We start from the raw sequence: 25604 nt of genomic DNA, 5'->3' as shown, positions 1-25604 counted from the left end.
TTATTTAAGCAGCTGCCAGCGATTAAGTTCATCCTTAATGGTTGACAGCATTGCTTTAGCAATCATCCCTCTCAATAAGATCCTGGTTCCGATCCACAAAAAGAACTTTTGCACTGCCTTATATTTCACCAGGTTCAGGATCAGCGCTTGCACACGTCTTTTTAGCACACCACTATATTTACTAACCGCTTCCCAATTTTGCACCGGCCAGTTGCTGCCGGAACTAAAGGCCAATTGAGGAAAAGTATAATCAACCTCTCCGACTATCGGAATAATCTGCCAGTTTCCGTCAAACTTCGAACGGTATTGAGCTGTATCAATACCCTGATAACCTGCTTTAAAAATGGGGTTTTCATTTCTGGCATGATCAGGGATCGTAAAATAATCACGCAAAAATATCTTGCAGTTATGCCGGCCCAGGAAATAATCATGTACCCTGAATTCCTTGTTCAGAAAACCGCTAAAGCCTCCTAATGCACCGCAAGCAATCGCACGTTCTCCCTGAAGATCAACTTTAGTACCGTCTGTTTTTCTCAATTCTCTGGAAGGATCAATCAGAAACTGACCTGCGCAGCTTTCATTCATCGCATCTACAACCTGTGTAGCTTTGGAACGCATCTGGCTCACCATTGCTGATAAGGTGAGTCCTGCGACGTGCATTAACTTATCAAATAATTTAATATCAACTGGCTTGGTACTGGGGAACGGCGCAATCATCACTACCGTAGAATTGAAAGTATTATAATCATTGTATAATGCCGGCTCCTGCTGTCCGCAAACGGTACTTAAAACCTCCCTGACCTTATCAAACGGTTCATTATTGATCATCCCCCCATCAACATTTAAAGATTGATAAGGATCAGTGTTAATCTGAATTGCCCGAAGCATTTTTTCATCAAACAACGGATTATTATTGACAACATCTTTGGAACGTGTAACTTTTCTTGCCCTGAATCCAATCGGAAACGCACCGGTAGCCAGTGCAGCATCCACTGCAACCTGTGCATTGGTTCCGGTTCTGAAATTAAGCGGCATCCAGCCCGGAGAATGGTTAACAGTCTGTTCCTCTGAAGTCAGTTCAAAGCAGGCATAATCCTGGTGGACTTTCATATAATAAGGCCGCTGTCCTCCATTCTCATTAAAATTCACATTGTAAGTAAATCCCCCAAGGTTACTCAATGTGGTAAATAGTTTTAGTTTCCGGGGAAAAAAGGAAGGTAAAGGTTTCCAGCTAATAGACTCGGGATCTTTAGGTTTCAATACCCGTTCAGCGATCTCATCAATAAAAAGGCAGTTCAATGCGGAAACAACCGTTCCGTCAATATCATCGTTCTTCAGCATCCTGTCAAACATATCTTTATCCGTAAGATCTACCCAGGAATGATATAAAATATGATCTTTATGTTCTGCCAGAATATCAGGTCCGGGATGTTCAATCGGGTGCATTTCATGCTGTAAAGCAGCAGCAGTGAGCATTGCGGTCATCCCGCCTGCTGAAGCCCCGCCCATTACAGGTATTTCTATCTGATGTTTGGGGATTCCCGGTTGTCCCCTTACTTTTTCATATGCTTCTAAAGCCTCGATCAGGTAGTCCATTACCCCTGCTGTATAAGCTCCCGCAGATACTGCACCAGCCATACAAATACCCAGGTGGAATTTTCCAGGTTCAGCTACAGGAGATTTCTCCTGCTCATTCTTTGGATCAGCCGTAGGGTTCATCATAGAATTATACTTTAAAATATAAAAAATTACCAGCCTATACCATAATCTTCGCCGTGATTACTGGACCCTCCCCAAAGGCTTCCATGTTTCCAGTCAAAATAAACCGCATTGACCGGACCACTGGTTCTGGCACCAAAACTTAAGGTATAACCCATTTTTTTCAATTCGTCTCTCACTACCTGCGTTGTGTTATCATTTAATAAGATCTGCCCTGGTTTTGGCTGACGGTCAGTTGTCTTTGTCCCGCCCAGCGAAAGCCAGAGCTGATTGGTATTGAAGTTTGCAGCTTCGGTAGCTTGCTGTACATTCATTCCGAATTCTGTAACATTTAAAAAGAACTGTAAAAGGTTCTGATCCTGTGTATCTCCACCCTGAACAGCGGAAGCCAAAAATGGTTTGCCATCTTTTAAAGCCATAGAAGGTGATAAAGTAACTCTTGGTCTTTTTCCAGGTGCAACAACATTAAAAGGATTTAACGTAGAATCCAGCACAAAACTTTGCATCCGCTGACTCATTCCCATCCCTGTTTTTCCGGCAATACAAGCTGGCAACCATCCGCCACTTGGAGTCATAGAAACTACCCAGCCTTCTTTATCTGCGGCTTCTACAGAAGTAGTCCCTAACCATAACCTGTCCTGATAAGCGGCATCAGGCATATTATTGGTCATATCATGTGCTGGCGCAAAATTTCGTTTCGTCGTGTCCAGCTCATAGCTCCTATCTTTTAATAACTTGATGTACGGGTTTTTCCTTCCTTCATAAGGATATGGATTACCCGGGCCTATAGCCACATCATTTTTATCATATTGTATCAATTTCGCTCTTTCCTTTGCATAGTCTTTACTTAATAAGCCTTTCATAGGTCCTTTTGGGCCCTGACCAGGATCACCATAATAAAAATCACGGTCTGCAAAAGAAAGGTTCATAGCCTGATATAACGTATGGATATATTTTGTACTGTTATAGCCCATACCTTTCAAATCAAAGTTCTCCAGAATATTCAGCGCTTGCAGGAGCATCGGTCCCTGTGTCCATTGTTGTAATTTATAAACATCAATTCCTTTATAATTAACCATCAGCGGTTCTTCTTCTAAAGGTTTCCATTGGGCCAGATCTTCCATCGTAATCAACCCACCTTGCTCCTGACTGCTGCGTACAAATTCCTGAGCTATATCTCCTTTATAAACACGGTCATAAGCAGCCATAATCGCCTGCTTTCTATTTTTCCCTTGTTTCAAAGCTGTTTTCTCTGCATCCACCATTTTCTGAAGTGTAGCCAGCAAATCCTTCTGAACAAAGATTTCACCCGCTTCAGGCGCTTCTCTTTTTTCGCCAGGATGTGTTAAAAATACTTTCTTACTGTAAGGCCATTCCTTAATTTTATCCTTTCCACGTTCAATGCTATTGGCGGCCTGTGCTTCGATCGGATAACCTGCCGCCATTTCCATAGCCGGGGCAAGGACTTGTTCTAAACTTAATTTTCCATAATTGGCCAGCATATACAGCAGCCCACCCGGCGTACCGGGTGTAGTAGCAGCCAAAGGGCCATATTCCGGAGGAAAATTATATCCTTTATTCTTAAAGAAATCGACAGTTGCGCCACTTGGTGCCACGCCCATGGCATTAATCGCAATTACTTTTTTAGTTTTTGGATTATAAATCAGCGCTTGTGTTTCGCCGCCCCAGCTTAAAGTATCCCACATCGTACAGGTTGCAGCCAGCATTGCACAAGCTGCATCAACTGCATTTCCACCTTTTTGAAAGGTCATCGCTCCCGCTGTGGCAGCCAATGGTTTACCTGTAATAGCCATCCAGTTCTGACCATGCAATACCGGTTTCTGGGTTTGTTGCGCGGCTAAAGGAAAGATGGAAACTGCGGAGATAAATAGTGCGGATACAAGTTGTTTCATAGAACCCAAAATAGGAAAAATTTACTAGCTTACAATCCGCAAAACACCAGTAAAAGTAGAAAAACTGTATTCCCGGCTAAAATAATTATCTTCGCGCTCTTTATTTTAACCGAAGGATATGAAATTGGAAGAACAATTGCTGAAAAGAAGCGAGAATCAATGTGAATTATGCGGATCGGGGGAAACTCTTAATTTATATGAGGTGCCACCACAATCAAGCAGCAATGAAGATAACTGTATCCTGATCTGTGAGAAATGCCTGGCGCAAATTGACAGGAAAGAAGAACTGGACAGCAAACACTGGAGTTGTTTAACGACAAGTATGTGGAGTGAAGTACCAGGTGTACAGGTAGTTTCATGGCGTATGCTGAACCGGCTGAGCAATGAAAGCTGGGCAATGGACAATCTGGATATGATGTATCTTGATGAGGAAAGATTGGCCTGGGCAAAAGCTGCTGGCGGGTTGGACAACGATACTGATACAATAGAAGTACACAAAGATAGTCTGGGTGCTGTACTGCAAACTGGTGATACTATTGTATTAACCAAATCTTTAGATGTAAAAGGCTCTCAGTTAAATGCTAAAATGGGCACAGTAGTTAAAAATATTCGTTTGGTAGATAACAATACTGATCAGATTGAAGGTAAGATCGAAGGTCAGGTCATTGTGATCCTTACTAAATATGTAAGAAAACAAGGATAATATAATTGATTAATGAAACACAAATAGAAGGTTTGCTGTAATGCTTTGGTAACAGGAAAATGAGCGGAATCATTTTCCTGTCTGATTCCGCTCATCAATATAGTATACATCCTTCTGCCTTTTCTATATAGAATACAGTTAAGTTTTTGAATGAAATTTTCTTATAGCTTTTATCGAATGAAATAAAATAGTTAGATCCATCCTGTAGGAAAGTGATCTGATATAAAATAGATCATATTTTAATTTTGTCCTTTCCTCTTCTACTTTTGTTGTATAACCTTGCCTTATTTGGGCCAGTCCTGTAATCCCTGGCCTAATGCGATGACGCATTTGATAATTATCTATCTTTTGTTCATAATCGGCGAGAAAATCAGCAGGAACTGGCCTTGGGCCGATAAGGCTCATTTCGCCTTTCAGGATGTTAAAGATCTGAGGCAGTTCATCTATTCTATAGCGGCGGATAAATTTGCCACTCCTTGTGATACGCTGATCATTCTCCAAAGTTAAAAAAGACGAATCGGCATCCTTAACCATACTCCTGAATTTATAAATTTTGAAAAGCCTCCCATTTTTACCCGGCCTGAGCTGAGAGAATAAAATAGTTCCTGGAGAATCCAATTTGATTCAAGCTGTAGTTAAAAGAAATATGAGCAGTAATAAAGGAGAACACAACATAATTAATAAAAGTTCAGCTACTCTGCGTATACGCAGGTAAGAAAAATTTATAGTATCGTTAGATTTATTCATATGATGAAGTCAGTATAAGTTCTGGTATTGCCCGATTATTCTCTTTAAGAATACGTTCAAGGGAAGTAAACTCAAAATCTTGTAATAATCGCTCTATTTTCCCTAAAGTGGAAGAAATATTTGTGTAATGTCTAAAGTGCTTTAATAACGGTAATTTAATCTGGGGCATTTCAGTGTCAATTTCCCATGGATGTATATAAAAGATAAAGTTTCTTCCTGAGTTAATTACGTTACTAACTAACTTTTTATATAGTGGATAAGGAAGAAACCTAAGGTAAGCCCCACCACTGCATGGAATATTTCTGCGACCGAATGAGGCACAGGAAAGAGGAATTTCTATCAGGTTTTTTTGGGGTGAGAATATAGAAAGGGGAGCGTCTCCAATACCATAATCAGGATGTACACTTGTAGGATAAATAGAAGAATCATATACAAAACCTAGTTCTTTAACAACATCTAAAGCCCATAAAGTAGATTTTACAACTGTAAAAGCAGGTGCCCTGAATCCTTTTGGTTTAATTCTGCAAGAATTGTAAATGGCAGATACCGATTTTCCAAGATCATCTTTGAAATCCTCCCTTGTCATATCTGTTAAAAGTCTATGTGAATAACCATGAGAAGCAATTTCATGGCCTTCTGCAACTATTGTTCTGATCAGATCCGGATAGCGATCTGCTATCCAGCCTAAAACAAAAAAGGTAGCCTTAGTTTGATATTTACTGAGTAATTGCAAAATGCACATAGTAGGTCCTATAATCCTGCCCGGTAGTTTGTCCCAATCCTCATACTTAATATTTCCATTTAGATTATGAGAACAGAACCAGTCCTCCAGATCAATAGTAAACCCGTTGATCATAAGCGATCTATAATCAAGTCTTTCTTCACATTTGCGATCAGGAGGTCAATAGTTTTTTGCCAGTAAACTTCAGGCTTCCAGCCAGTAAGTTCATTTATTTTTTTTATTGAAGGTAACCTGCTATAAATTTCTGACTTTCCCGATCTTTCTGCTGGCATAGCAGCATAGCTAATTTCCGAATGGCTATTACATTTTTTGTGTATATATTCTGCAAGCTCTTTAATTGTGATAGTTGTATCATTTCCAATGTTGAAGATATTACCCCATGCACGTGGTTCTAAGATTAAAGTGATTATAGCACTCAGCACATCTTCTATATAACAAAAACTTCTGCGCTGTGAGCCATCGTTATAAAGGATTAAGGGCTTGCCATCGAGGGCATTTTCAATGAATGTAGGGATAACCATACCAAATTCACTTTTCTGATTTTCACCAGCTACATTAAAAAATCTGCCTATGATAACTGGAACAGATTTTAACTGATGATAGTTCAGGCAACTGATTTCATTGGTTAACTTAGATATCACATAAGAACTTCTGCCTTGATCCGTAGTAGTGACCGACAGAGAATCTGTTTCAGAAAGAACAGGCTTTTCTGATTGGCCATACACTTCGGAAGTACTAGCCATAAACACTTTACATTTTCGATTTCTGGCTACCTCAAGTACGGCTTGAGTACTATCAAGATTATTAATTAACGTGTTATAAGAATCAGCATATACTTTTTTCACACCTACTGTAGCTGCCAGATGGATGATGATATCTCCATTTTTCGCCTGATTATCCCAAGCACTTGTATTTTGGATATCATCAATAATCAGCGTCAGATCAGGATGATCCTTAACAGGATTTAAGTTATCCAGGAAACCTGTAGACAGGTTATCAATAGCTGTTACATGGTGATTTAAAGCAAGAAGTTTTATCGTTAAGTGCGAACCAATAAAGCCAGCTGCACCGGTTATTATAATATTCATTTCGAGAATCAGGATAAAATTTATTTCCCATCAGTAAAAACACCTATATGTGTATAACCATCTGGTACTACTTAACGTTTCTCTAACATACTGAATTATTGCTATAATTTATATTTATTAATCATTTTAAAAGAAGTTTTCCATAAAAAACATCCCATAAATATACTACGGCTTAAACCAGACCATTTAATAATCAGGAATGATCTACCTTTAAAAGTTCCACTTCATAAATTAAAGCTGCACCAGGTGGGACTTCCTCTGTTCCGGTATCTCCGAAAGCCAGTTTAGCAGGAATATACAGCATCCATTTAGAGCCTTCAGGCATCATCAGAATCGCTTCTCCCAGTCCATCAAAAGCCTTATCTAAATGATGTACCCAAGGTTTTTTCGCATCATAAGTACTCCATACTTTTTTGCCGTTAACCAAAGTCGCAGTAAAATTCAGGCTTACCCTATCTTCCATAGCAGGTTTTTCGCCATTCCCTTGTTTGATGATTTTATACTGCAGACCTGAAGGCGTAACTTTCACACCAGGCCTGGTTTTATTTTTCGTCAGAAAATCTTCACTTTCTTTACTAATTCCTGTTTTTTTCGGTTCTACAGGAAAAGCATCACGATAAGCTTGATTAGGTTTTAGATAGATCTTTTTTTGCATGTAATCCAAAATGACATCAAAACGCCTGATTACTTCCATTCCCAAAATACCTAAATAACCGTCTTTGGGTTCAGCCTGGTCGTTTATAGTTAACCGGATACCCATTTTCCCGAAGTTAAATCCATTAAAGGACATGGAGTTAATGGTTGCCAGCTGATCTTGTGTAGTTGCATTTAATCCTCTGCCCAATTGCACGCTGGTTTCTCCCAGTTTACTGTTGAAATCATGGTACTTACTAAAAGGAGTACTGACAATCAGTGTAAAAGCATTGCCCGTATCAAACATGACCCTGCCTGTAAAAGTCTCGCCATTGGCTAAAGTAACCGAGATTGGAAAACGGGGAATTAGTATGTTTTTATTAAATTCAAAAGGGATTCCTGTATAACCTGTAGTATCAACTGATTTGATCTGGTCATAAAATGATATTTTTTTATGCTCAAAATCGAGTTTTGTTACATATTTGTTTAACACTTCGTATCCAATAATACCATCCAGTTTTACGCCTATCGCTGCAGAGAGCGAAGCAAAATTTATTAATACCATATTGACATCTTTGATTTCAACATTTCCTAGTTTTAAGTTTTGATGTAAAGCCATTTTATAATTCTGAGTTCCACCAGATCCGCCAACTGAAACGGTTTCCCGGTTCTCTTTGCTGATCCCAGCGCGTTCTGCAGTCAATGAATCTATAGATATATTGGTCGCACCGGAATCAAAAATAAAACTCAGTGAGTCACTCTGATTGGTTTGTACTTTGACTATTAAATGCGATCCGCGGGTTTCAAACGGAAGCTGAGCAACCTGTGCTTTCAATTCTGCTTTACCTGCCAGAACAACTCCGGCTATCAATAAATACTTCGCTATCATCATTTGTATATTTTAAATAAACACGAAGGTATTGAAGGTCATGCAAGTATCTATCCTCAACTGTCTGCCTTAAAATATCATCAATCCCCCAAGACAAGGCCTAACATGAACTAATAAGGATATTCCAGCTATAAATTGTAAATTTGTTCCATATTAATGAACTCATGATCCAATCTGTTAAAAGAACGTTTGATATTCTGGAGTATATTGCTAAAAATGGTAATATCGTCCGGCTAAATGATATTGCACAGGCACTAGAACTGAATAAAACTACGGTACATAATTTTCTGGATTCACTGAAGCAATTGGGGTATCTGGAACAGGATGATCTGAGTCCGCGTTATCAGATCACCCCAAAATTACAGTGTCTTTATGCACCGGATATTTCATCTGCAATGCTGAAGCAGGAATTACGTCCTATATTGGAAAGCATCACTGCCAGTATCCAGGAGTCCTCTTACCTTGCTGTTCAAATGGGTTCATTTTATCGCCATGAGCTGAAATGTGAACCAAACAGAGCTGTGAAAATTTCATTAAAAATGGGTAAGCCTTTTGAAATGACTACCACAGCGATCGGAAAAGTCTTTCTCACCTACTCCGCCTATTTGCAAACCAACCAGATCAAGTATCATGGTCAGGAACATTTTTCAGGATTGCTGAACGAAATTAAGGAAATAGCGTCTTTTGGTTATGCTTTAGATGTTCAGCAATACGATCCGGACTTAAACTGTGTTGCTGTGCCTTTATTTTATCAGCGGAAAATTATTGCTGTAATTTGTGTATCCGGCCCCTCTTACCGGTTCGGCAAGCCGCAATTCGCTGAAGCAATCCAGGTGATCAACACTGCTTTAAAAGGAAGCCCCAAATATAGTACGCAGCTGCTTGCTTAAAATTTATAAAATAAAGCCCCGCTTTTTTTAACAAACAGGGCTTTATTGATTTCAACTTACAACTCACTTGCTGTATTTAAAAGCGCAACTGACTCCTGGTCAAGGCTTAACTGTGTCGCTCTGATCAGATCGTCCAATTGCCCAATATTTGTTGCACTTGCAATTGGCGCTGTTATTGCCGGGTTTGCCAATAGCCATGCAATAGATACTGCAGCCGGGTTTGTATTGTATTTTGAAGCAACTTCATCCAATGCAGTCAAGATCCTGAAGCCTCTGCTGGTCATATATTTTTCTACGAAACCACTCCTTTTACTGTCTTTTAAATCTTCACCTTTTCTGTATTTACCCGTTAAAAAACCACTGGCTAATGAAAAGTAGTTGATAACACTGATCCCGCTGGCAGTGGTAACCGGCTTAATATTTTTCTCAAAATCAGCACGGTCAAAAAGATTATATTCAGGTTGAAAAGTTTGATATTCAGGCAGGTTATTCGCTTTACTGACTTCCAATGCAGCAGTTAACCGCTCTGCTGTGAAATTTGAAGCACCGATGATCCTGACTTTACCAGCCTTAATCAGCGTATCATAAGCTTCCAGTGTTTCTTCAATCGGGGTATCAAGATCATCATAATGAGACTGATACAGATCTATATAATCAGTTTGCAAACGATTCAAAGAAGCTTCCACAGCTGAAATAATATAAGCCTTACTTAGCCCTTTTTTAGCAGCACTCAGTTCTGCGCCGACTTTGGTAGCCAACACAACCTGGCTTCTTTTATTCGATTTTTTCAACCATCTTCCAATTGCTTTTTCCGATTCGCCGCCTTCTAAACCATCCACCCATGCAGAATAAACATCTGCGGTATCAATTGCGTTGAAACCATTAGCTGTAAAATGATCCAGCAATTTGAAAGTCATCTGATCATCAGTGGTCCAGCCAAATACATTAGTCCCAAATACCAGGGGTGCAATACTTATAGCTGAAGTACCTAAGTTTCTTTTTTGTATCATGATTGTCTATTTTAAATTCACTCTTCAAAAGTACACCATTAGTAAATAAACAGCGAAACAATAAATATAAAATGACTGTTTGTTCCGTATTATTGAACTTATATTAAATGAAAGGTTCAGTTCCCGATTTATTTCTGATGTCTTTGGGATTAATACCTCCCTGGTTCTTTAGAAATTTATTAAAATGGCTCAGGTCTGCGAAGCCAAATTCATTGCTGATTTCTTTGATCATAGAATTCCCGAATTTCAACCTGTTCTCAATTAGCTTGAACTTGTAGCCGCTGATATATTTTTTAATGGAAATACCCATTTGTCGCTTAAATAAACTACTTAAATGGTTTGGAGACAGGTTAAATTGCTGAGATAAAGTGTTTAAACTTAAACTTTCCGGCTGGTGAATATGGATATGAATATGATTCATGACCCCAATAAATAGATTTCCATTTGGCAGGTGATCGGGAATCGCCTGATGAATGGCATTTCGTTTAATCAATGCAAAAACACTTCTGATCAGATAAAAGATAACTTCATTTGATGTATTATTTTCCTGCCATTCTCTGACGATCATTTGCATGATATGATCAATTTTATCAAGTTCGTCTTCCGATTTTACCAAACAGGAGTCGTAAGCATTACTCACTACCATTAAATGATCAATCAGCTTATTCCATTCATTTTTGGCAGACTCATTCGCTGCTCCGTCCAGGTAAACATTGCTGAATTTCAACACACTGAATTGAGTTTCTTCCTGGATAATTAAAGTATGATAATCGGCTGGTGCTAATAAGAACATACATTTCCCGCGGTAAGGGCTGGTCGCACCATTCAGTTCATGAAAACCACTGCCGCGATGAATAAACATCAATTCAAAGTGGTTATGGTTATGAACCGGATAGGGCCATGTACTGGTCGTAAAATGCCTGATAAAAAGAGGCTCGTGCTGAATAAATCGCTCCAATTAATAAGTTTTTACAAATATACCGTTTAAATGTACAATTTGTAACCTTTCCACAATAGTAGGTTTGTAGCCAGAATTAAAAGCGTTCATGACAACAGAAAAATCAAACTTACACCCCGCAATTATCCCGCTAATGGCAGTCTCTGCAGGGGTTATTGTAGCAAATATCTATTATAATCAACCTATATTAAATGAAATCGGGCAGGCATTACACGTGAGTGAAAGTCAGATCGGCAGGATTTCCATACTTTCCCAACTTGGTTATGGTCTGGGCATGTTTTTTTTATTGCCATTAGGCGATAAACTGAACCGTAAAAACCTGATCCTGCTACTTTGTGGGCTGCTCATTTTGACACTGACCCTTTTCGCTTTTTCTTCTACCTTAACGGGAATCTGTGTACTAAGTTTCTTTGTGGGCCTTTTCTCCACACCGGCACAAATTATCTTACCTATGGCCGCGACCCTGGGCAAACATAACAGGGGGAAAAATGTTGGACAGGTTTTCAGCGGAATACTGGTTGGTATTTTAGGAGCCAGGGTATTGAGCGGATTAATCACAGAATGGCTGGGATGGCGGTATGTATATGGTATATCAGCGCTGATGGTTTTGACAATGACGATTCTGCTGAAATTATATCTGCCAGAAGTAACCCCAAAATTTAAAGGCAGCTACCTGGACCTTTTGAAATCTACATTGGCTTTAGTTAAGAAGTACCGTGTTTTAAGACAAGCGGCCTTATTAGGTGCTTTCACTTTCGGGGTATTCTGTTCATTCTGGACAACACTGACTTTCCATTTAAGCAGCGCACCTCTGAATTATCATACCGGAACAATCGGTTTGTTTGGTTTGATTGCAATTGGCGGGGCTTTGGTTGCCCCCTATTTTGGTAAACTGGCCGACAAGGGTAATGTACACAATTCGCTGCTGCTCACGGTTTCAATGATCATTGGGAGCATCCTGTTAATCAAGGTGTTCCCTTATTCCATACCAGTTTTAATTATCAGTGTTTTCTTTCTGGATATTGGCGTACAAGCCACACAAATCACCAATTTTACCCGCATTTACAGCCTGCATGAGGATGCACATAGCCGGTTAAATACGATTTATATGACCACTTATTTCATTGGCGCAGCAGTGGGTACTTATTTTGGTCTGCTGAGCTGGAAATTAGGTCAATGGGGACTTTCTACTTCTCAGATGTTGTTGTGGAGCGGTATCGCTTTATTAATTGTGATCATTTCCAAACGTTATAAATAATGAGTCTGATTGCCATATTCAGTGATGTACATGGAAATTTACCTGCACTTCAAGCTGTTTTAAAAGATATTGAAAAGCGAAAAGCAGACCAGGTATATTGCCTGGGAGATCTGGTAGATTTTGCGCCCTGGACAAATGAAGTGATCGAAACAATCAGGGATCTGCAGATTCCTTGTCTGCTGGGTAATCATGATGAAAGAATCGCCTTTAATCACGAAGTTATTCCGCTTGCGAAACACAATGAGGAAGAAACTTTAGCAAGGATGGCTGCGATTAACTTTACGAAAAACACCATTAAAGAGGATTGTAAATTATATTTGGCTGGAATGCCGCTGAAGCTAAGGATCACTTTTAAGGTAAAAGGACAGCCGTTTAGTATTTCGCTGGTACATGGGAGTACCAGAAGTAATGAGGAATATATTTATGAAGATCATGAGCTGAAAGATATTCTTGGAATGCTGGATCAGGAACAGGCAGATATATTGGTGATGGGACATACGCATGAGTCCTATATCAGGGCAATCTCTTCTGAGGCTGATCATCAAATGGTGATCAATTGCGGCTCTGTTGGCAGATCAAAAGAAGGAAAGCCGCTGGCAAGTTATCTTTTGATAGCTATCAATGAAAATGGGGTTCACGCAGAAATTATTAAATTGGCTTATCCAGTGGAGAAAGTCGTGAAGGCGATTCACGAAAGTGACATTCCTGATTTTTACGCACGTTTTTTGCAACCCGTTTAAATGCAATATATTGTTAATATATTGTTGGAGTACTGTAGGGGTTGTGTTGCAGTTTGAACCGGCACTGAAGCGGGGTTGAACCGGCCTGGGCCACTTCAATGGCGCTTCAACCCCGGTTCAACCCCGCTTCAAACTGCACACCACCTAGCCAAAACCCCTATAAAACTGTCATTTCCTGGAATTGCTATCCCATTTTTAAATTAATTATAATTGGGTTATAGCTACTAAATTTATACCGCTTAATAGGGAATTACTTTGCTCCTGAAAACTAGTAACACTTGTTTAACTCCCGGTAAAAAAATGATAAGAATAATAATTACACTAATCATCAGGATCATTAAAGAATAATAATCCATAGCGGATCTCAGAAATACCTGATTTGCAACAGATTTATTCAATAATGCAGCGGCAATTCCCTGCGTATTTCCCATACTATTTCCACTATAACTTACTCCTGACTGCAGGTCGTTTATTTTTTCTGTATATAATGGATTTAATGCCGTTACATACTGACGGAAATTATTAAAATGTATGCTTTTATAATATAGGTGGAAATAATTACCGATTGCAATACCGGCAGATAAGCCAAGAAATCTGCTTACTATACCAATAAATGGTGTAGATGCAACCATAGAAAGCGGTGCTGCTGAAACCAGAAATACAACAAGAGGAACCATCAGCCAGCCCGTTCCAAATCCTTGTATGAAAAGAGGCAGGTACAATTGTTTGTCTTCCGCATTTGCAGAAAAAAGAAAATACATCAAAAGATGAAAAATCAGCAGAGAAAGAAAGCCTGTAATCCATAATATTTTAGCCTCAGTTTTGAGCAAGACAAACCGGACTGCAATAGCCATCCCCAGCACTATTCCAGCAATATTTACTCCCCAGAATGGAATAAGATGTATAGGATCCAACCCTAAAATCTGCTGCGCGAAAGTATAAGTAAAGCCCGTTGTCCCTTTACAGATATAATATAAAGCAAGCAGTAATAATCCATTTCGGAAATTCGCGAACTGAAGCAATCTAAGCTGTATCAAAGGGCGCTTCAAATGCAATTGCCGGTAGCTAAACAGTCCGGCAGAAATAATAACCGCCAATGATAACAGCCTTATCTTCTGAGCAGAAAACCAGTTTAGCTGCTGACCATATACCAGGATATAGCCTATAGAACAAAGTATAAATGCAAAAAAAATATAACTCACCCAGTCCAGTTGGTAAAGTGGGAACTTCTTTTTGATCCTGATATTTTTCACAATCAATAGCATTAATACCACTCCTGGAATTTGCATAAATATCAAAAGATAGAATAAATGATTGAATTCATAGTGATAGAGTATCCAGCTGCAAAAAATGGCACAAACTGGAATAGAGGCTTGTATTACACCATAAAAAACACCATATCCCAAAGCTCTTGCCCGTTGTTGCGGCAACTTATAAAAGATAAGATTCAAACAAAAGTTACATAACATGCTACAGGATAAACCCTGAAGAAAACGACAGATCATCAGTACATCCGGGTCACGGGTTATTCCACAAATATAATAGAGCGCCATATTGATCAATGTGGCTGCAATAAAATAAGGCTTTGGTTTTAAATACTTAAAAAACCGGTCATCGACAGGAAAAAAGCTGACCATTGCGGCGTACATGATGACAATAGAAAACTGGACATCGGCAGGTTCTATTCCATAGTAACCACCAGCCTCTGAAATATTGCTGAAGTAAAGCGCAAAAACGAGCAGACCAGGCATCAAAACCAAAAAGATAGTTAACCTGATCAGCCAGTCCGGGGCCCATTCTTTAAAAAAACTATCCATAATTAATGATTAATAGAAACATTAGCATTCATTCCTGCTTTGAGCAGCGCGATTTTTCCGGAGGTATCAGTCAGCCGGATACGAACAGGAATACGTTGAATGGTTTTCACAAAATTCCCTGTGGCATTGTCGGGTGGCAATAGTGAAAAACGGGAACCTGTAGCGGGAGACTGTGATTCGATAGCTCCATGAAAAGTAACCCCGGGATAAGCATCTACAGTAATCAAAGCAGGCTGGTTTAGCTTAAATTTCCCGGTCTGGGTTTCCTTAAAGTTAGCGACTACCCATTTTCCAGCATCCTGATTTACAATAAACGTAAGCACCTGCCCTGCCTGAACCAATTGCCCGTCCTGAATATTCTTTTTCCCTACTCTGCCTTGATAGGGAGCTAAAATCACCGTGTAATTGACATTCAGTCTTTTCAGCCCCAGCACTGCATCTCTTTTTTTGATCTCTGTTTGTATTGATGCTTTCCGGGACTGCGCCTCTTTCACTTTTGAAAGTGAGGTCTGGTAATTGCTTAGAGCAGTCTGATATTCAGATTTAGCTATTTCGAAGGATGCTTTCACATTATCGAATTGCTGCTGGGTAGCTGATTGACCAGCTAACAAGTGCTGATAACGGGTATATTCCTGTTCTTGCCTGGTCAGTTTAGCTTTCGCCGCACTAATTTGTGATTGCGTTACCTTTGCTGTATTTTGAAGGACTGCTGTGCTGCTCTGCAATACATTAACTTCAGCTTCTGCATTTGCCAGCGAGGCTGCTGCTTCTTGTTGTTGAATTTGATATTCATTGTTATCAATGATAACCAATGTATCCCCTTTGCTAACTTGCTGGTTCTCTTCAAAATTGACTTTTTTGATATAGCCATTTACCCGTGTACTCACTGGATTTACATATTCTTCAATCTGTGCATCATTTGTTTCTTCGTAATGGTATCCATCCCAGAGATACTTTGCTCCCCATAACATCAGTCCCAAAAGCAGCATAACTGCTGAACATTTTGTAAAAAAGGCGATCAATTGATCGGTACGATTGACTTTATTTTCCATTTTATAATCTTCCTGCTGTTTTAAGTAATTGATAGTATTGAATAATAGCGATAACCTTCGCATCCTCCAGATCGAATCTGGATTGTAATAATTGTGTGTCTGCATCAAGCAAATCAGTTAATAAGGCTAGTTGATTAAAATAACCTGCACTAACAATCCGGTAATTTTCTGTAGCCAGTTTAATATTTTCTTCTGCGATCTCTACCCTTTTTAAGGCTTCATTGTATCTGACATATACATTCATGGTCAATTGACCTGTTTTATCCTCCTGATCAGCGAGCAAAATCTTTTGTTTACCTGATTCAAGTTGTGCAATCGCCGACTTGTGCTTATTTTGATATAATGCTGATAGTGGCATTGTTATTCTGACTCCGGCAGAGCCCAGGCCATATACCCTTTTGATTGTCGGATAAAAAACATTGTCAGGATAAGCGTAGCCGTAATTTGCCAACAACTCAACTTTAGGCATAAAAGCAGCCTGAACCTGCTTCTGTTTGAAGAAAGCAATAAGCGTTCTTTGTGTAGCAATCTTGATTTCATAACCTTCAGTTTGCGCATCACTGATCAAAGAAGCTAAACTTTCTTCCTTTTCCAATTGAGGCATTACAATAGGGTCGGTTAAAGTGAGTGCTTGCACCTGGGGCATCCCCAATAACAATTTCAATTCATTTTCAGCAAGCAGAATAGTATTGTTAACCTCGATCAACTTCATATTCTGCCTGGAAATCTGTAATGCTGCTCTCAACAAATCACTCCGCAAAACGACCCCGTTTTTAAACAGCACTTTCATTTGCTGCTGCCTCTTTTCTTCTTCTTTCAAATTAGCTAAAAGCAAGTTTCGGAATTGTTCATTTCGCTGTACACTGTAATAGGTTGTTGCTACTTTTAATTTCACCTCCGCTAATTGTTGTCTTTGCGCTACGACAGACAAATATTTGGCCTGTTCCTTTTCTTTCACGTAGTTATTGAGCTGCTTCCCCTGGTATAAGATCAGAGACGCACTCGCATCCAGATTAACATTATCCGGGGTAAGATGGATTTTCTTTGACTTAGAAAGCCCGTCTTCAAAGGCTGTCATTGCTGTAAAACGATTATAACTTGTCCCGGCTTGTAAAGCTGGCAACCTTTTAGTTTTTGCGTCATTAAACTCTTCGGCCTGCTGCCTGGTTGTTATTTGCTGTGCTGCAACTTCCTTATTATATGCTGAAGCTCTGTCCCAGGCCTGGCTCAGGGTAAGTCTTACAGGCTCATGTTCAAGGGTCTGACCAAATACACAAGGGCCCGGCAATAAAAGTAAAATACAGAAGATCGAATAACCAACCTTAATTTCCTGTTGTTTCATTTAACAAAATTCACCAATCACCACATTAATAATTTCATATAATTGGCCATATATTTATTAATTTTGGCCACATGAATTTACTAGAGGAAATCAGCAAAGAAATCAATCTTCCCGAATCATCAATTTACGTGATGAAGGATCAGCTTGAAGATCAATTACCGCTGCATCAACATCCTAAAAGTCAAATCCTATTGGTAGAAGGTGGCCTGGCTTTTCTGGAGACCACGAACAAGCAGTTTTATATTCCGGCCCGGCACTATGTTTGGATTCCCCCTGATGTAGCACATCATGTAAAGTTTAATACCAGCGGCATAACGATTACGAATATTTATTTTCAGGACGAAAAAGATCTGGAACACACTTTTTATGGACAAATAGGTATATACCCGGTAACCAATCTGATCTGGGAAATGATCAGGATGGCGGAGCAGTGGCAGGGAAAAATTCATTTGGGCGATTGGCGCTATGAATTTCTGACTACGTTTAAGCATACTTTACCTCAAATCAGTACGCATCCCTTACCTATTGTATTGCCTACTACAGCTAATCCCAGACTTATCCCTTTATTAAAATATCTGGCCGCCCATTTAACAGAAATGCTGGATATGCCGGCTGTGGCTGAAAAATTCGGTTTGAGCGTCAGAACATTAACACGCTTATTTCAGCTTCATTTAGGTACTTCTTTTTTACAATATATTAAGTTGTTAAGAATAGTTGCTGCTATGGAAATGTTATTAAATGGGGATAAAAACATTAGTGAAGTCGCTTATGCGGTAGGTTATTCGAATATTGCAGCATTCAGTAATAGTTTCCAGCAGTCAGTAAACAGCAGGCCGAGTGAATTTGTCCGTTTAAGAAATAAACAAAAGACAGCGGCGAGCTTCCACGTATAATCCAATCTTTGCAGCCTATATTCCATTGTTCAACAGCTTATCCATTGATAGTTTTGTGTTACAAATAATATAGAGAAATGATAGATTATAAATCACGTTTAAGAGAGGTTTTTTCAGAGGTACTTGAAAATCCTGTTTATAAGGAAGAGCTTGTTAACAAATATTTTAGTCAAAATTATGTGCAGCATGTAGATGGCAAAACACTGCATTTTGAGGGCTTCAACAGGCATATGAAAACGCTTAAAAAAGATATGCCCGAGATTAAAATTAACATTAAAACATTGGTTCAGGAAGGTAATACTGTTTTCTCCAATCACATAGTCAGTAAAAAGGAAACCGGGGATATGAAAATACAGGTCATCGGGGAATTCCGTTTTGAAGGGGATCAAATATGTTATTGTGATGAATTGACCTATTTAATTAGCGGAGATCCAAAAGACAGAGATCTGGGTTCGAGGATTTAAGATTAAGGAGCAGCAATATGTTCTGTATTTATGCTCCTTAAAAAACTAATTGTCTTTGACCATATAACGCATCTGTATATCCGGATGAATGTGATCATTTCTTTCTTCTTTTGATTGAAACTCATGCGCTTCAAAAAATGATATTAGTGGATTATCAATTTGTTCTGTCAGCCATAACGACTCATACCCTTTCCCTATAGATAAGCATTTATTGAGTAGTGATTGTTTAGCTTCACTGGACAGATATTCCTTTAAAACACAAAAATCAGCAATACAAACTGCTTTTTTACCTTCCAGCGATTGTGGCCTTTTACCCTGAGTAGTGACAAACGCATAACCGGCCGCTTGTTCATCGACATAAACAACCAGCCATTGATTACCAAAACTATTCATTTCATCAATTATTTGTTTATCATTATAATTATGGGAGATATAAGATTCGATCACATCTTTATCTACTAAATGTGCATATTTTTCTAAGGCGATAGTCCTGGTCAGGTATAATAATTCAAAAATCGCATCTTCGGTTGCGACTTTGAACTTCGTGATAACTTTTTGATCCATGATTTTAATTTTATAGCGTCAAAGGTAACCACGATTCTTATTTGATACAGATACACATACCGGATAAGTGACCGATACAGTCAATATCAAGCTGCCATTTTTTAAGTTATCCGTACACAGTATTTACAGTATCCTCCTTATTTATAGTATCCTTTTTATTTTCAGCATCCTCTTTTATTTACAACATTCTCTTTACTTATAATATTCCCCGTTTATTTATATAGTATGCCCTGTTTATTTATAGCATAACCTTCATTTATAATATCCCCTTTCCTGCAAGTTTCAATCCTTCGATTCGCTTTTCAGAATATTGATCAGCGAATACTATCCTGAAAAATCGCTTAAAATCACTGGAAAAGGAAAAAGTCTCACCCGGTGTGAACTTCACACCTACCTGATCGCAATGCAGATAAAAATCTTTGATGTTAATCTCATCTGATAGTTTTACCCATAAATTATAACCGCCGGCTGGTATTACCATACGGGTACCTTTTGGGAAATAAGTAGTCAGCAGATTAACCGTATGATAAGCATTTTTTGATAACTGGGTTCTGAAAGTTCTGATATGCCTGTCATAACTATTTGAGTTCAGCAACTTGTTTACAGTTTCCTGGTAAACGGGAGAAACAGTACTACCGGTTGAAAATTTCACTTGTTCGGCTTTTTGGAAAAACTGTCCTGCAGATAACCAGCCTAGCCTGATTCCCGCAGCCAGAGTTTTAGCGTACGAAGAATAGGTCATTACCAGTCCACTTTCATCAAATGATTTAAGATTAGACGGCCGTTGTCCGGTAAAATTTAAATCTCCATATATATCATTTTCAATAATAGCTATTCCCTGATATTGTGCTTCAGCCAATAATTGTTTTTTCTGATCGTCGCTGAGTACTATCCCGGTCGGGTTCTGAAAATTCGGCGTGACTATAATCGCCTTTATTTTCACAACAGAACATGCTTTTTTCAAATACCCAATATCAAACCCAGTCTGAAAATCCATTGGAACCTCTATCACTTTTAACTGTAAAGTCTTAATTACCTGAAGAATAGAAAACACACAGGGGCTCTCTACAGCAACCACATCACCAGGAGAACAACTGGAAACCAAGGCAATATATAATGCTTGGAGCGCACCATCGGTAATGATCATTTCATCTGTATTCAGCCTGGCATTATAATGTGCTGAATGTTTACAGATATTATGTTTTAATTCTTCGGATCCTGTTGAAGGATAGTATCTTAATAGCCCGGCTCCATGTTCTCTGATTACCTGTTGCATAGTTCTCAAAATCATTTTTTGAGGGATCAGCAAATCTCCGGGGGCAGCTACATTAAATTCAGTTAAACCATTCCGGCCGTTACCCGAGGCGGTAACCTGTGAAAGCTTATGTTTGAATACAGCATCCCTGACCACAGGGTTACGTTTTGAAATGGATATATTAACCTGATTTTCAGGCAAATTAGCAACATAATACCCGGATTTATGAATACTTTCGACCAACCCCTTACTCATTAAATAATCAAATCCTTGTTGTACAGCACCAGTACTCATCGCATATTTCCTCATCAGCGCCCTTACTGATGGAAGTTTATGCCCTGGTTTATAGACTCCTTCTTTGATCTGAGCTTCAATAATTACTGTAAATTCTTCATATCGGTATTGTTTCATAGCCAAACTGTATCTATATATTTTAATCAAATAATACCTGTATCACAAAGGTAATAAATAACAACCTGCAGAAATATGAAGTATTTTGATAAAAAAATAAACAATACGGCACGGCATTTGGTTAAGCTGTAATTATACACCAACTATCATCTTGCCTAATGCAAAAAACTATCTTTCTGTTCTCCTTTTTATTGATAACCTACAGTGCCAGCGCGCAAAATGCAGCTGATGCTATTTCCGCAAATAATCAAGTCCGTGATACTTCGAATAAACGGGATTTAATAGATTATGCCAAAATATTATTTAAAATAAAGCCTGGTGTAAAATCCGGAGAAAACCCGAGGAAAGTTTTCTTTTCACTGTTACCTATAGGAGGTAATGTACCGGGGGGAGGAACTGCCTTGATTACCTCAACCAGCGCAGGTTTTTACTTGGGTGACCGCAAAACAACAAATATCTCCAATGTTACTTTTACACCTTACTGGAATTTTAAAAGCCGTTTTGGATTACCACTGCGCTCCAATATCTGGCTGGAAGATAATACATGGAATATCCAGGGAGATACACGTTTCCTGGTTTATCCGCAATATACCTGGGGCTTAGGAAGTGGTCATGAAGATCAGAAGTTATTAGTAGATTATAAATATATCAGATTTTATCAAAGTGCATTAAAACGAATCAGGCCATATTTTTATGCAGGTTTTGGCTATACGCTGGATTATTTTGTAAATGTCAGAACACCTGGCGGGGACCTTCAGCAATTTACTGGCTATAATGCAGGAACTGAGCAGGGAAGTAATTCCTTTTCTTCAGGAATTACTTTCAACTTATTATATGATACGCGGAATAATTCTATCAATCCACTACCGGGAAGTTATCTGAATATGGTTTTAAGAACTAATCCTAAATTTTTAGGAAGCCAGACGAGCTGGAAATCACTTTATATTGACGCAAGAAAGTATATTTCACTAAATACCAAACCTCACCAACAGAATACATTGGCTTTATGGTCTTATTTCTGGACAGGTTTAAATAATGGCATCCCCTATTTGAATTTACCAAGTATTGGCTGGGACCCTTATAATAAATCTGGTAGAGGTATGGACCAAAACAGATACAGAGGGAAAGCTTTATTCTATGTAGAAAGTGAATACAGAAGAGATATTACTGAAAACGGTTTGCTGGGATTCGTAGTTTTTGCCAATGCAACTTCAGTCGCTGAGCCGGAAACCAATTCGTTTAAGAAAATCCATCCTGCAGTTGGAGCTGGTATGCGGATCAAATTTAACAAGGGTTCTAATACAAATATCGCTGTTGATTATGGCGTAAGTAAAGGGTTCTCTGGATTCTCAATTGGCCTTGGAGAAGCTTTCTAAGGCTGTTTATTAGGCATTACCATTATTGTATAACTATCATTACCTACTATCGTCTGGAAAATATAATCAGTTGATATATAGTAGGTACTGATTTGTTTTGCTTCTATTTCCTGTATATCTTTTTTCTCAGCTCCTGACAGCTTAATTTCATCCAGAATCAACTGATAAGCTTCCGGTTCATTAAGTTGATAATATAATTGATTAGTTACTTCATTATCTGCCTGAATCCTGAACCAGGATAATGCTTTACTCTTTTCCAGGGCATGATTTCCGTAAGAGAAAGTTTGATATAACTGATTTCCTTGTTTACCAGATAACTCAGGCCTTACTTCCCAGTTATGCAGCACAAGACTATCAGTAACGGATGAAACCGACTGACCTATAAGTGATTCAAGCTGATTCAGTTTAAAATGCTGAGCACTGCTGAACAGCCCGAAAAGACAAAGCAAGAATGTTAATGCGTATTTCATGAAAGCAAAGGTAATAAAATGTAAAAAGTAGAGCCCTTATTAATTCTGCTTTGAACACCTATTGTACCTTTGTGGTTTTTGATAATTTCCATAGAAATGTATAATCCCATTCCCAATCCGCTTGCTATCCTGTTTTTAACATCAACACGATAAAATCTTTCAAAGATCTTATCCAGCTGACTCGTAGAAAGCCCAATCCCATAATCGGTGACAGAAATCCTGACCTGGTTACCTTCTTTGGTAAATGATAATATAATATCTTTATGTAGTGGAGAATACTTTACTGCGTTATTAATCAGATTCATCAGGACTTGTTCTAATCGTTCTGTATTTCCATTAATCTTTACATCCGCGCCAGGATTAAATATAATATTATAATCGGGAAACATGTATCCTGCATGCTCTGCACAGGTTGCGATCAGCTCCTTAATGCTCAGTGGTGATTGAACAAAATCTAGTTTACCAGCTTGTATTTTGCTGACATCCAGCAGGTCATTAACCAGGTTTTGTAATTTACAGATTGAACTTTCAGCTTTGACAATGAAAGTTTTCACCTGACCAGGAACCACTTCCTTCTTGTAGTTGGAGATTAACTGCAAATAAGCTTTCAAACTCGTCAGCGGTGTTTTTAATTCATGACTGGCAATTCCAATGAATTCGTCTTTCTTTTCAATGGATTTACGCTGGTCATCAATATCAGTTGCAGTACCTACCCAAAACAAGAGCTCATGATTTTCATTTCTTAATGGGATACTTCTGTTAAGATGCCATCTGTAAATGCCGTCATTCCGTTTATAGCGGTTTTCAATCTCAAATATCTCCCCAGTTTTCATGCAATGGTTGAATTTCTCGCGGGTTGCGGGCAGATCATCGGGATGGATAATATTATCCCAGGATTCTTCAAAAGTGGCATCAAAAGATAAACCTGTATAATCATACCAGCGCTGATTGAAGAAATTAAATCGTCCGGAAGATAAATTTGTCCAGGTGATCTGTGGAATATTATTAGCGAGCAGCATAAAGTGTTCCTGGCTCACAGAAAGATCCTTTGCTCTGGCTGCGACTGCATCTTCTAATATATCGTTCAGCTTTACGGCTTCAACCTTTGCTTCCTCCATAGCTTCAATAGTACCATGGGCTTCTTCAAGTTGAAGCTGCAATTTCTTTATTTCAGCCTGTAGCTGTTCTTCTGTATTTTGAGCATTCATTCTTTATTCTTAAAATTAACTCCAAGTCCTTTTAATACCCGGGTGGTCTGTGATAACTCACCAACTAATCTTTTATATGGCCTGTTACTTTTTTAATCACGGCGGGAGATTTAATAGGATTGATTACCTGCGCCGGATTATTGATTACCTATATCGGATTACTAACTGCCCGCACCGGGTTACGCGAAATACCAGTAACAAATTTTGTCAATTGATATTCTGCCTGCATATCCAATTGTACTAGACGAACTGGGGAATATTAATGCCATTCGCACCAGTCTGCCGGGCGCTTAATTGTTTTATAGTCATTAATATAAAGTCAAGGTTAAAAATGAATAAGTGAAAATATCTTGTGATACCTACTATACGTTAACAAAAAAACGACCAAAAAAACATTTGGCTTTTACAGAAACGGCGGCCCGGCTTTCATTGAATTCAGAAAAGAGCGCATAACACTAATAGATGGGCTTTAACAAGAAATTGCGGGATTAAATATTCCTTAAACTATTAAAAAAAGATAATAATAAATGATCAGGTCAATTACAGTCCCTTGTTATTAGTGCATATATTGATAGTTTTACTTGAAATTATACATTAAACTCTCCAGACAAGCATGAATACTGAGCTCAAATATATTTATCCTGTTGTATTAACCATTGCCGGATCTGATAGTGGTGGCGGCGCAGGTATCCAGGCCGACCTGAAGACTATTTCGGCTTTGGGCTGTTATGGGACTTCAGCTATCACAGCGATTACAGCACAGAACACGATGGGAATTATCAATTTGTTTGAGCTGCCTGTTGCTGTAGTGATTGATCAGATCAGAGCGGTGATCGAAGATATAAGACCACACGTTATCAAAATAGGCATGATCCCAAATTCAGTATTATTAAAGGCCATATCTGATACTTTAAGTTTATATCCTGAAATCCCGGTCATTCTGGACCCGGTAATGATTGCCACGAGCGGCCGTCGTTTAGTTGGGGAGGATACTGTTGAGTTGATGAAAAAAATATTAATCCCGCTCACTGCTTTAGTTACACCAAATCTGGATGAGGCCGCAGTTTTAACTGCCATGGAAATTTCTACTGTGGAACACATGAAAGTTGCAGCACATCAGATTCTCAGCTTAGGTGCCCGGGCGGTATTGATTAAAGGCGGGCATTTGAAAGGTCGCAAACTATATGATGTTTACCTGGACAACACCGGCAGAGAATTCGTTTATGAAAATGATACTATTTCCAGTCAAAATACACATGGTACAGGGTGTACGCTGTCTTCTGCGATTGCCTGTTTTATGGCAAGAGATATGGAATTGCCTGAGGCCATAGCAATTGCAGAATCATACGTGCATCAGGCTATTATTGAGGGCCTTGATGTAAAAACAGGAAAAGGTAAAGGGCCACTGAACCACTTTTATGCCCCTATTCCACTAATCAAACTGCATCTGGATTGAAAAATT

General features: G+C 38.8%; 23 protein-coding genes. 8 read left to right on the top strand and 15 right to left on the bottom strand.

Annotated elements, in window-relative coordinates; genetic code table 11:
* On the bottom strand, positions 1-1722 hold the full coding sequence (locus LY11_RS17585) for a patatin-like phospholipase family protein (RefSeq protein WP_111634958.1): 1722 nt from the start codon (positions 1720-1722) through the stop codon (positions 1-3).
* A 26-nt stretch (positions 1723-1748) separates the two neighbouring features.
* Positions 1749-3632, bottom strand: a complete 1884-nt coding sequence (locus tag LY11_RS17580; protein ID WP_111634957.1) for a gamma-glutamyltransferase family protein — start codon at positions 3630-3632, stop codon at positions 1749-1751.
* Positions 3633-3750: 118 nt separating this feature from the next.
* On the opposite strand from LY11_RS17580, the gene LY11_RS17575 reads away from it, so the two are divergent.
* A complete protein-coding gene (locus LY11_RS17575) occupies positions 3751-4335 on the top strand; it encodes a PhnA domain-containing protein (protein WP_111634956.1) in 585 nt (194 codons plus the stop codon).
* Between the two features lie 138 nt (positions 4336-4473).
* On the opposite strand, the gene LY11_RS17570 is transcribed toward LY11_RS17575, so the two are convergent.
* From LY11_RS17570 to LY11_RS17555, 4 genes are all read right to left on the bottom strand, one after another.
* On the bottom strand, positions 4474-4953 hold the full coding sequence (locus LY11_RS17570) for a sugar transferase (protein ID WP_170132713.1): 480 nt from the start codon (positions 4951-4953) through the stop codon (positions 4474-4476).
* 121 nt (positions 4954-5074) lie between these two features.
* Positions 5075-5938, bottom strand: coding sequence for an XrtA system polysaccharide deacetylase (locus LY11_RS17565; protein WP_111634954.1), 864 nt, complete (start codon positions 5936-5938; stop codon positions 5075-5077).
* Complete coding sequence (locus tag LY11_RS17560) at positions 5935-6912, bottom strand: NAD-dependent epimerase/dehydratase family protein (RefSeq protein WP_111634953.1); 978 nt, start codon at positions 6910-6912, stop codon at positions 5935-5937. The genes LY11_RS17565 and LY11_RS17560 overlap by 4 nt, the downstream gene beginning before the upstream one ends.
* 193 nt (positions 6913-7105) lie before the next feature.
* The gene (locus tag LY11_RS17555; protein ID WP_111634952.1) at positions 7106-8437 is read right to left on the bottom strand and encodes an aspartyl protease family protein; all 1332 of its coding nucleotides are present in this window, start codon (positions 8435-8437) and stop codon (positions 7106-7108) included.
* Between the two features lie 161 nt (positions 8438-8598).
* Between LY11_RS17555 and LY11_RS17550 the strand changes: the two genes are divergently transcribed.
* A complete protein-coding gene (locus tag LY11_RS17550; protein ID WP_111634951.1) occupies positions 8599-9324 on the top strand; it encodes an IclR family transcriptional regulator in 726 nt (241 codons plus the stop codon).
* A 56-nt stretch (positions 9325-9380) separates the two neighbouring features.
* Here the strand turns inward: LY11_RS17550 and LY11_RS17545 are convergent, their stop codons facing one another.
* Both LY11_RS17545 and LY11_RS17540 read right to left on the bottom strand, forming a co-directional pair.
* Positions 9381-10334, bottom strand: a complete 954-nt coding sequence (locus tag LY11_RS17545) for an aldo/keto reductase (protein ID WP_317048002.1) — start codon at positions 10332-10334, stop codon at positions 9381-9383.
* 103 nt (positions 10335-10437) lie between these two features.
* On the bottom strand, positions 10438-11292 hold the full coding sequence (locus tag LY11_RS17540) for an AraC family transcriptional regulator (RefSeq protein WP_146610866.1): 855 nt from the start codon (positions 11290-11292) through the stop codon (positions 10438-10440).
* An 88-nt stretch (positions 11293-11380) separates the two neighbouring features.
* Between LY11_RS17540 and LY11_RS17535 the strand changes: the two genes are divergently transcribed.
* Both LY11_RS17535 and LY11_RS17530 read left to right on the top strand, forming a co-directional pair.
* Positions 11381-12550: an MFS transporter gene (locus LY11_RS17535; protein WP_111634949.1), complete on the top strand. Its 1170-nt coding sequence runs from the start codon at positions 11381-11383 to the stop codon at positions 12548-12550.
* Positions 12550-13290: a metallophosphoesterase family protein gene (locus tag LY11_RS17530; RefSeq protein WP_111634948.1), complete on the top strand. Its 741-nt coding sequence runs from the start codon at positions 12550-12552 to the stop codon at positions 13288-13290. Before LY11_RS17535 ends, LY11_RS17530 begins: the two co-directional genes overlap by 1 nt.
* Positions 13291-13529: 239 nt before the next feature.
* Here LY11_RS17530 and LY11_RS17525 read toward each other — a convergent pair whose 3' ends face one another.
* From LY11_RS17525 to LY11_RS17515, 3 genes are read right to left on the bottom strand one after another with little or no spacing between them, the layout of a single operon-like run.
* Positions 13530-15107 carry an MFS transporter gene (locus LY11_RS17525; RefSeq protein WP_111634947.1) on the bottom strand — a complete coding sequence of 526 codons (1578 nt, stop codon included), beginning with the start codon at positions 15105-15107 and terminating at the stop codon, positions 13530-13532.
* Between the two features lie 2 nt (positions 15108-15109).
* Positions 15110-16159, bottom strand: a complete 1050-nt coding sequence (locus LY11_RS17520; protein WP_111635011.1) for an HlyD family secretion protein — start codon at positions 16157-16159, stop codon at positions 15110-15112.
* Between the two features lies 1 nt (position 16160).
* Complete coding sequence (locus tag LY11_RS17515) at positions 16161-17501, bottom strand: TolC family protein (protein WP_111634946.1); 1341 nt, start codon at positions 17499-17501, stop codon at positions 16161-16163.
* Between the two features lie 71 nt (positions 17502-17572).
* Here LY11_RS17515 and LY11_RS17510 point away from each other — a divergent pair, with 71 nt between their 5' ends.
* Both LY11_RS17510 and LY11_RS17505 read left to right on the top strand, forming a co-directional pair.
* Positions 17573-18394 carry a helix-turn-helix domain-containing protein gene (locus LY11_RS17510; protein WP_111634945.1) on the top strand — a complete coding sequence of 274 codons (822 nt, stop codon included), beginning with the start codon at positions 17573-17575 and terminating at the stop codon, positions 18392-18394.
* Positions 18395-18471: 77 nt separating this feature from the next.
* Positions 18472-18858 (top strand): nuclear transport factor 2 family protein, encoded by a 387-nt coding sequence (locus tag LY11_RS17505; RefSeq protein ID WP_111634944.1) that lies wholly within the window; start codon positions 18472-18474, stop codon positions 18856-18858.
* A gap of 45 nt (positions 18859-18903) precedes the next feature.
* Here LY11_RS17505 and LY11_RS17500 read toward each other — a convergent pair whose 3' ends face one another.
* On the bottom strand, positions 18904-19422 hold the full coding sequence (locus tag LY11_RS17500; RefSeq protein ID WP_111634943.1) for an N-acetyltransferase: 519 nt from the start codon (positions 19420-19422) through the stop codon (positions 18904-18906).
* Positions 19423-19678: 256 nt separating this feature from the next.
* Positions 19679-21088 carry an aminotransferase-like domain-containing protein gene (locus LY11_RS17495; RefSeq protein WP_211321587.1) on the bottom strand — a complete coding sequence of 470 codons (1410 nt, stop codon included), beginning with the start codon at positions 21086-21088 and terminating at the stop codon, positions 19679-19681.
* A gap of 158 nt (positions 21089-21246) precedes the next feature.
* Between LY11_RS17495 and LY11_RS17490 the strand changes: the two genes are divergently transcribed.
* The gene (locus LY11_RS17490) at positions 21247-22464 is read left to right on the top strand and encodes a BamA/TamA family outer membrane protein (RefSeq protein ID WP_111634941.1); all 1218 of its coding nucleotides are present in this window, start codon (positions 21247-21249) and stop codon (positions 22462-22464) included.
* Here LY11_RS17490 and LY11_RS17485 read toward each other — a convergent pair.
* Positions 22461-22934 (bottom strand): hypothetical protein, encoded by a 474-nt coding sequence (locus LY11_RS17485; RefSeq protein ID WP_111634940.1) that lies wholly within the window; start codon positions 22932-22934, stop codon positions 22461-22463. The two genes, LY11_RS17490 and LY11_RS17485, sit on opposite strands and share 4 nt — an antisense overlap.
* Positions 22931-24142 carry a sensor histidine kinase gene (locus LY11_RS17480; protein ID WP_111634939.1) on the bottom strand — a complete coding sequence of 404 codons (1212 nt, stop codon included), beginning with the start codon at positions 24140-24142 and terminating at the stop codon, positions 22931-22933. The genes LY11_RS17485 and LY11_RS17480 overlap by 4 nt, the downstream gene beginning before the upstream one ends.
* A 613-nt stretch (positions 24143-24755) precedes the next feature.
* Between LY11_RS17480 and thiD the strand changes: the two genes are divergently transcribed.
* Positions 24756-25598 carry a bifunctional hydroxymethylpyrimidine kinase/phosphomethylpyrimidine kinase gene (gene thiD, locus LY11_RS17475; RefSeq protein WP_111634938.1) on the top strand — a complete coding sequence of 281 codons (843 nt, stop codon included), beginning with the start codon at positions 24756-24758 and terminating at the stop codon, positions 25596-25598.
* The last annotated feature ends 6 nt before the right edge of the window (positions 25599-25604 follow it).

The sequence above is a fragment of the Pedobacter cryoconitis genome, from assembly GCF_003259615.1.
GTDB lineage: Bacteria > Bacteroidota > Bacteroidia > Sphingobacteriales > Sphingobacteriaceae > Pedobacter > Pedobacter cryoconitis.
The sequence above is the reverse complement of the archived record's forward strand: the minus strand, read 5'-3'. Positions and strand labels throughout refer to the sequence as shown.

Coding starts and splice junctions, on each gene's coding strand:
- LY11_RS17585 (WP_111634958.1), bottom strand. CDS start 1,722: ATGATGAACCCTACGGCTGATCCAAAGAATGAGCAGGAGAAATCTCCT.
- LY11_RS17580 (WP_111634957.1), bottom strand. CDS start 3,632: ATGAAACAACTTGTATCCGCACTATTTATCTCCGCAGTTTCCATCTTT.
- LY11_RS17575 (WP_111634956.1), top strand. CDS start 3,751: ATGAAATTGGAAGAACAATTGCTGAAAAGAAGCGAGAATCAATGTGAA.
- LY11_RS17565 (WP_111634954.1), bottom strand. CDS start 5,938: ATGATCAACGGGTTTACTATTGATCTGGAGGACTGGTTCTGTTCTCAT.
- LY11_RS17560 (WP_111634953.1), bottom strand. CDS start 6,912: ATGAATATTATAATAACCGGTGCAGCTGGCTTTATTGGTTCGCACTTA.
- LY11_RS17555 (WP_111634952.1), bottom strand. CDS start 8,437: ATGATGATAGCGAAGTATTTATTGATAGCCGGAGTTGTTCTGGCAGGT.
- LY11_RS17550 (WP_111634951.1), top strand. CDS start 8,599: ATGATCCAATCTGTTAAAAGAACGTTTGATATTCTGGAGTATATTGCT.
- LY11_RS17545 (WP_317048002.1), bottom strand. CDS start 10,334: ATGATACAAAAAAGAAACTTAGGTACTTCAGCTATAAGTATTGCACCC.
- LY11_RS17535 (WP_111634949.1), top strand. CDS start 11,381: ATGACAACAGAAAAATCAAACTTACACCCCGCAATTATCCCGCTAATG.
- LY11_RS17530 (WP_111634948.1), top strand. CDS start 12,550: ATGAGTCTGATTGCCATATTCAGTGATGTACATGGAAATTTACCTGCA.
- LY11_RS17525 (WP_111634947.1), bottom strand. CDS start 15,107: ATGGATAGTTTTTTTAAAGAATGGGCCCCGGACTGGCTGATCAGGTTA.
- LY11_RS17520 (WP_111635011.1), bottom strand. CDS start 16,159: ATGGAAAATAAAGTCAATCGTACCGATCAATTGATCGCCTTTTTTACA.
- LY11_RS17515 (WP_111634946.1), bottom strand. CDS start 17,501: ATGAAACAACAGGAAATTAAGGTTGGTTATTCGATCTTCTGTATTTTA.
- LY11_RS17510 (WP_111634945.1), top strand. CDS start 17,573: ATGAATTTACTAGAGGAAATCAGCAAAGAAATCAATCTTCCCGAATCA.
- LY11_RS17505 (WP_111634944.1), top strand. CDS start 18,472: ATGATAGATTATAAATCACGTTTAAGAGAGGTTTTTTCAGAGGTACTT.
- LY11_RS17500 (WP_111634943.1), bottom strand. CDS start 19,422: ATGGATCAAAAAGTTATCACGAAGTTCAAAGTCGCAACCGAAGATGCG.
- LY11_RS17495 (WP_211321587.1), bottom strand. CDS start 21,088: ATGAAACAATACCGATATGAAGAATTTACAGTAATTATTGAAGCTCAG.
- LY11_RS17490 (WP_111634941.1), top strand. CDS start 21,247: ATGCAAAAAACTATCTTTCTGTTCTCCTTTTTATTGATAACCTACAGT.
- LY11_RS17485 (WP_111634940.1), bottom strand. CDS start 22,934: ATGAAATACGCATTAACATTCTTGCTTTGTCTTTTCGGGCTGTTCAGC.
- LY11_RS17480 (WP_111634939.1), bottom strand. CDS start 24,142: ATGAATGCTCAAAATACAGAAGAACAGCTACAGGCTGAAATAAAGAAA.
- thiD (WP_111634938.1), top strand. CDS start 24,756: ATGAATACTGAGCTCAAATATATTTATCCTGTTGTATTAACCATTGCC.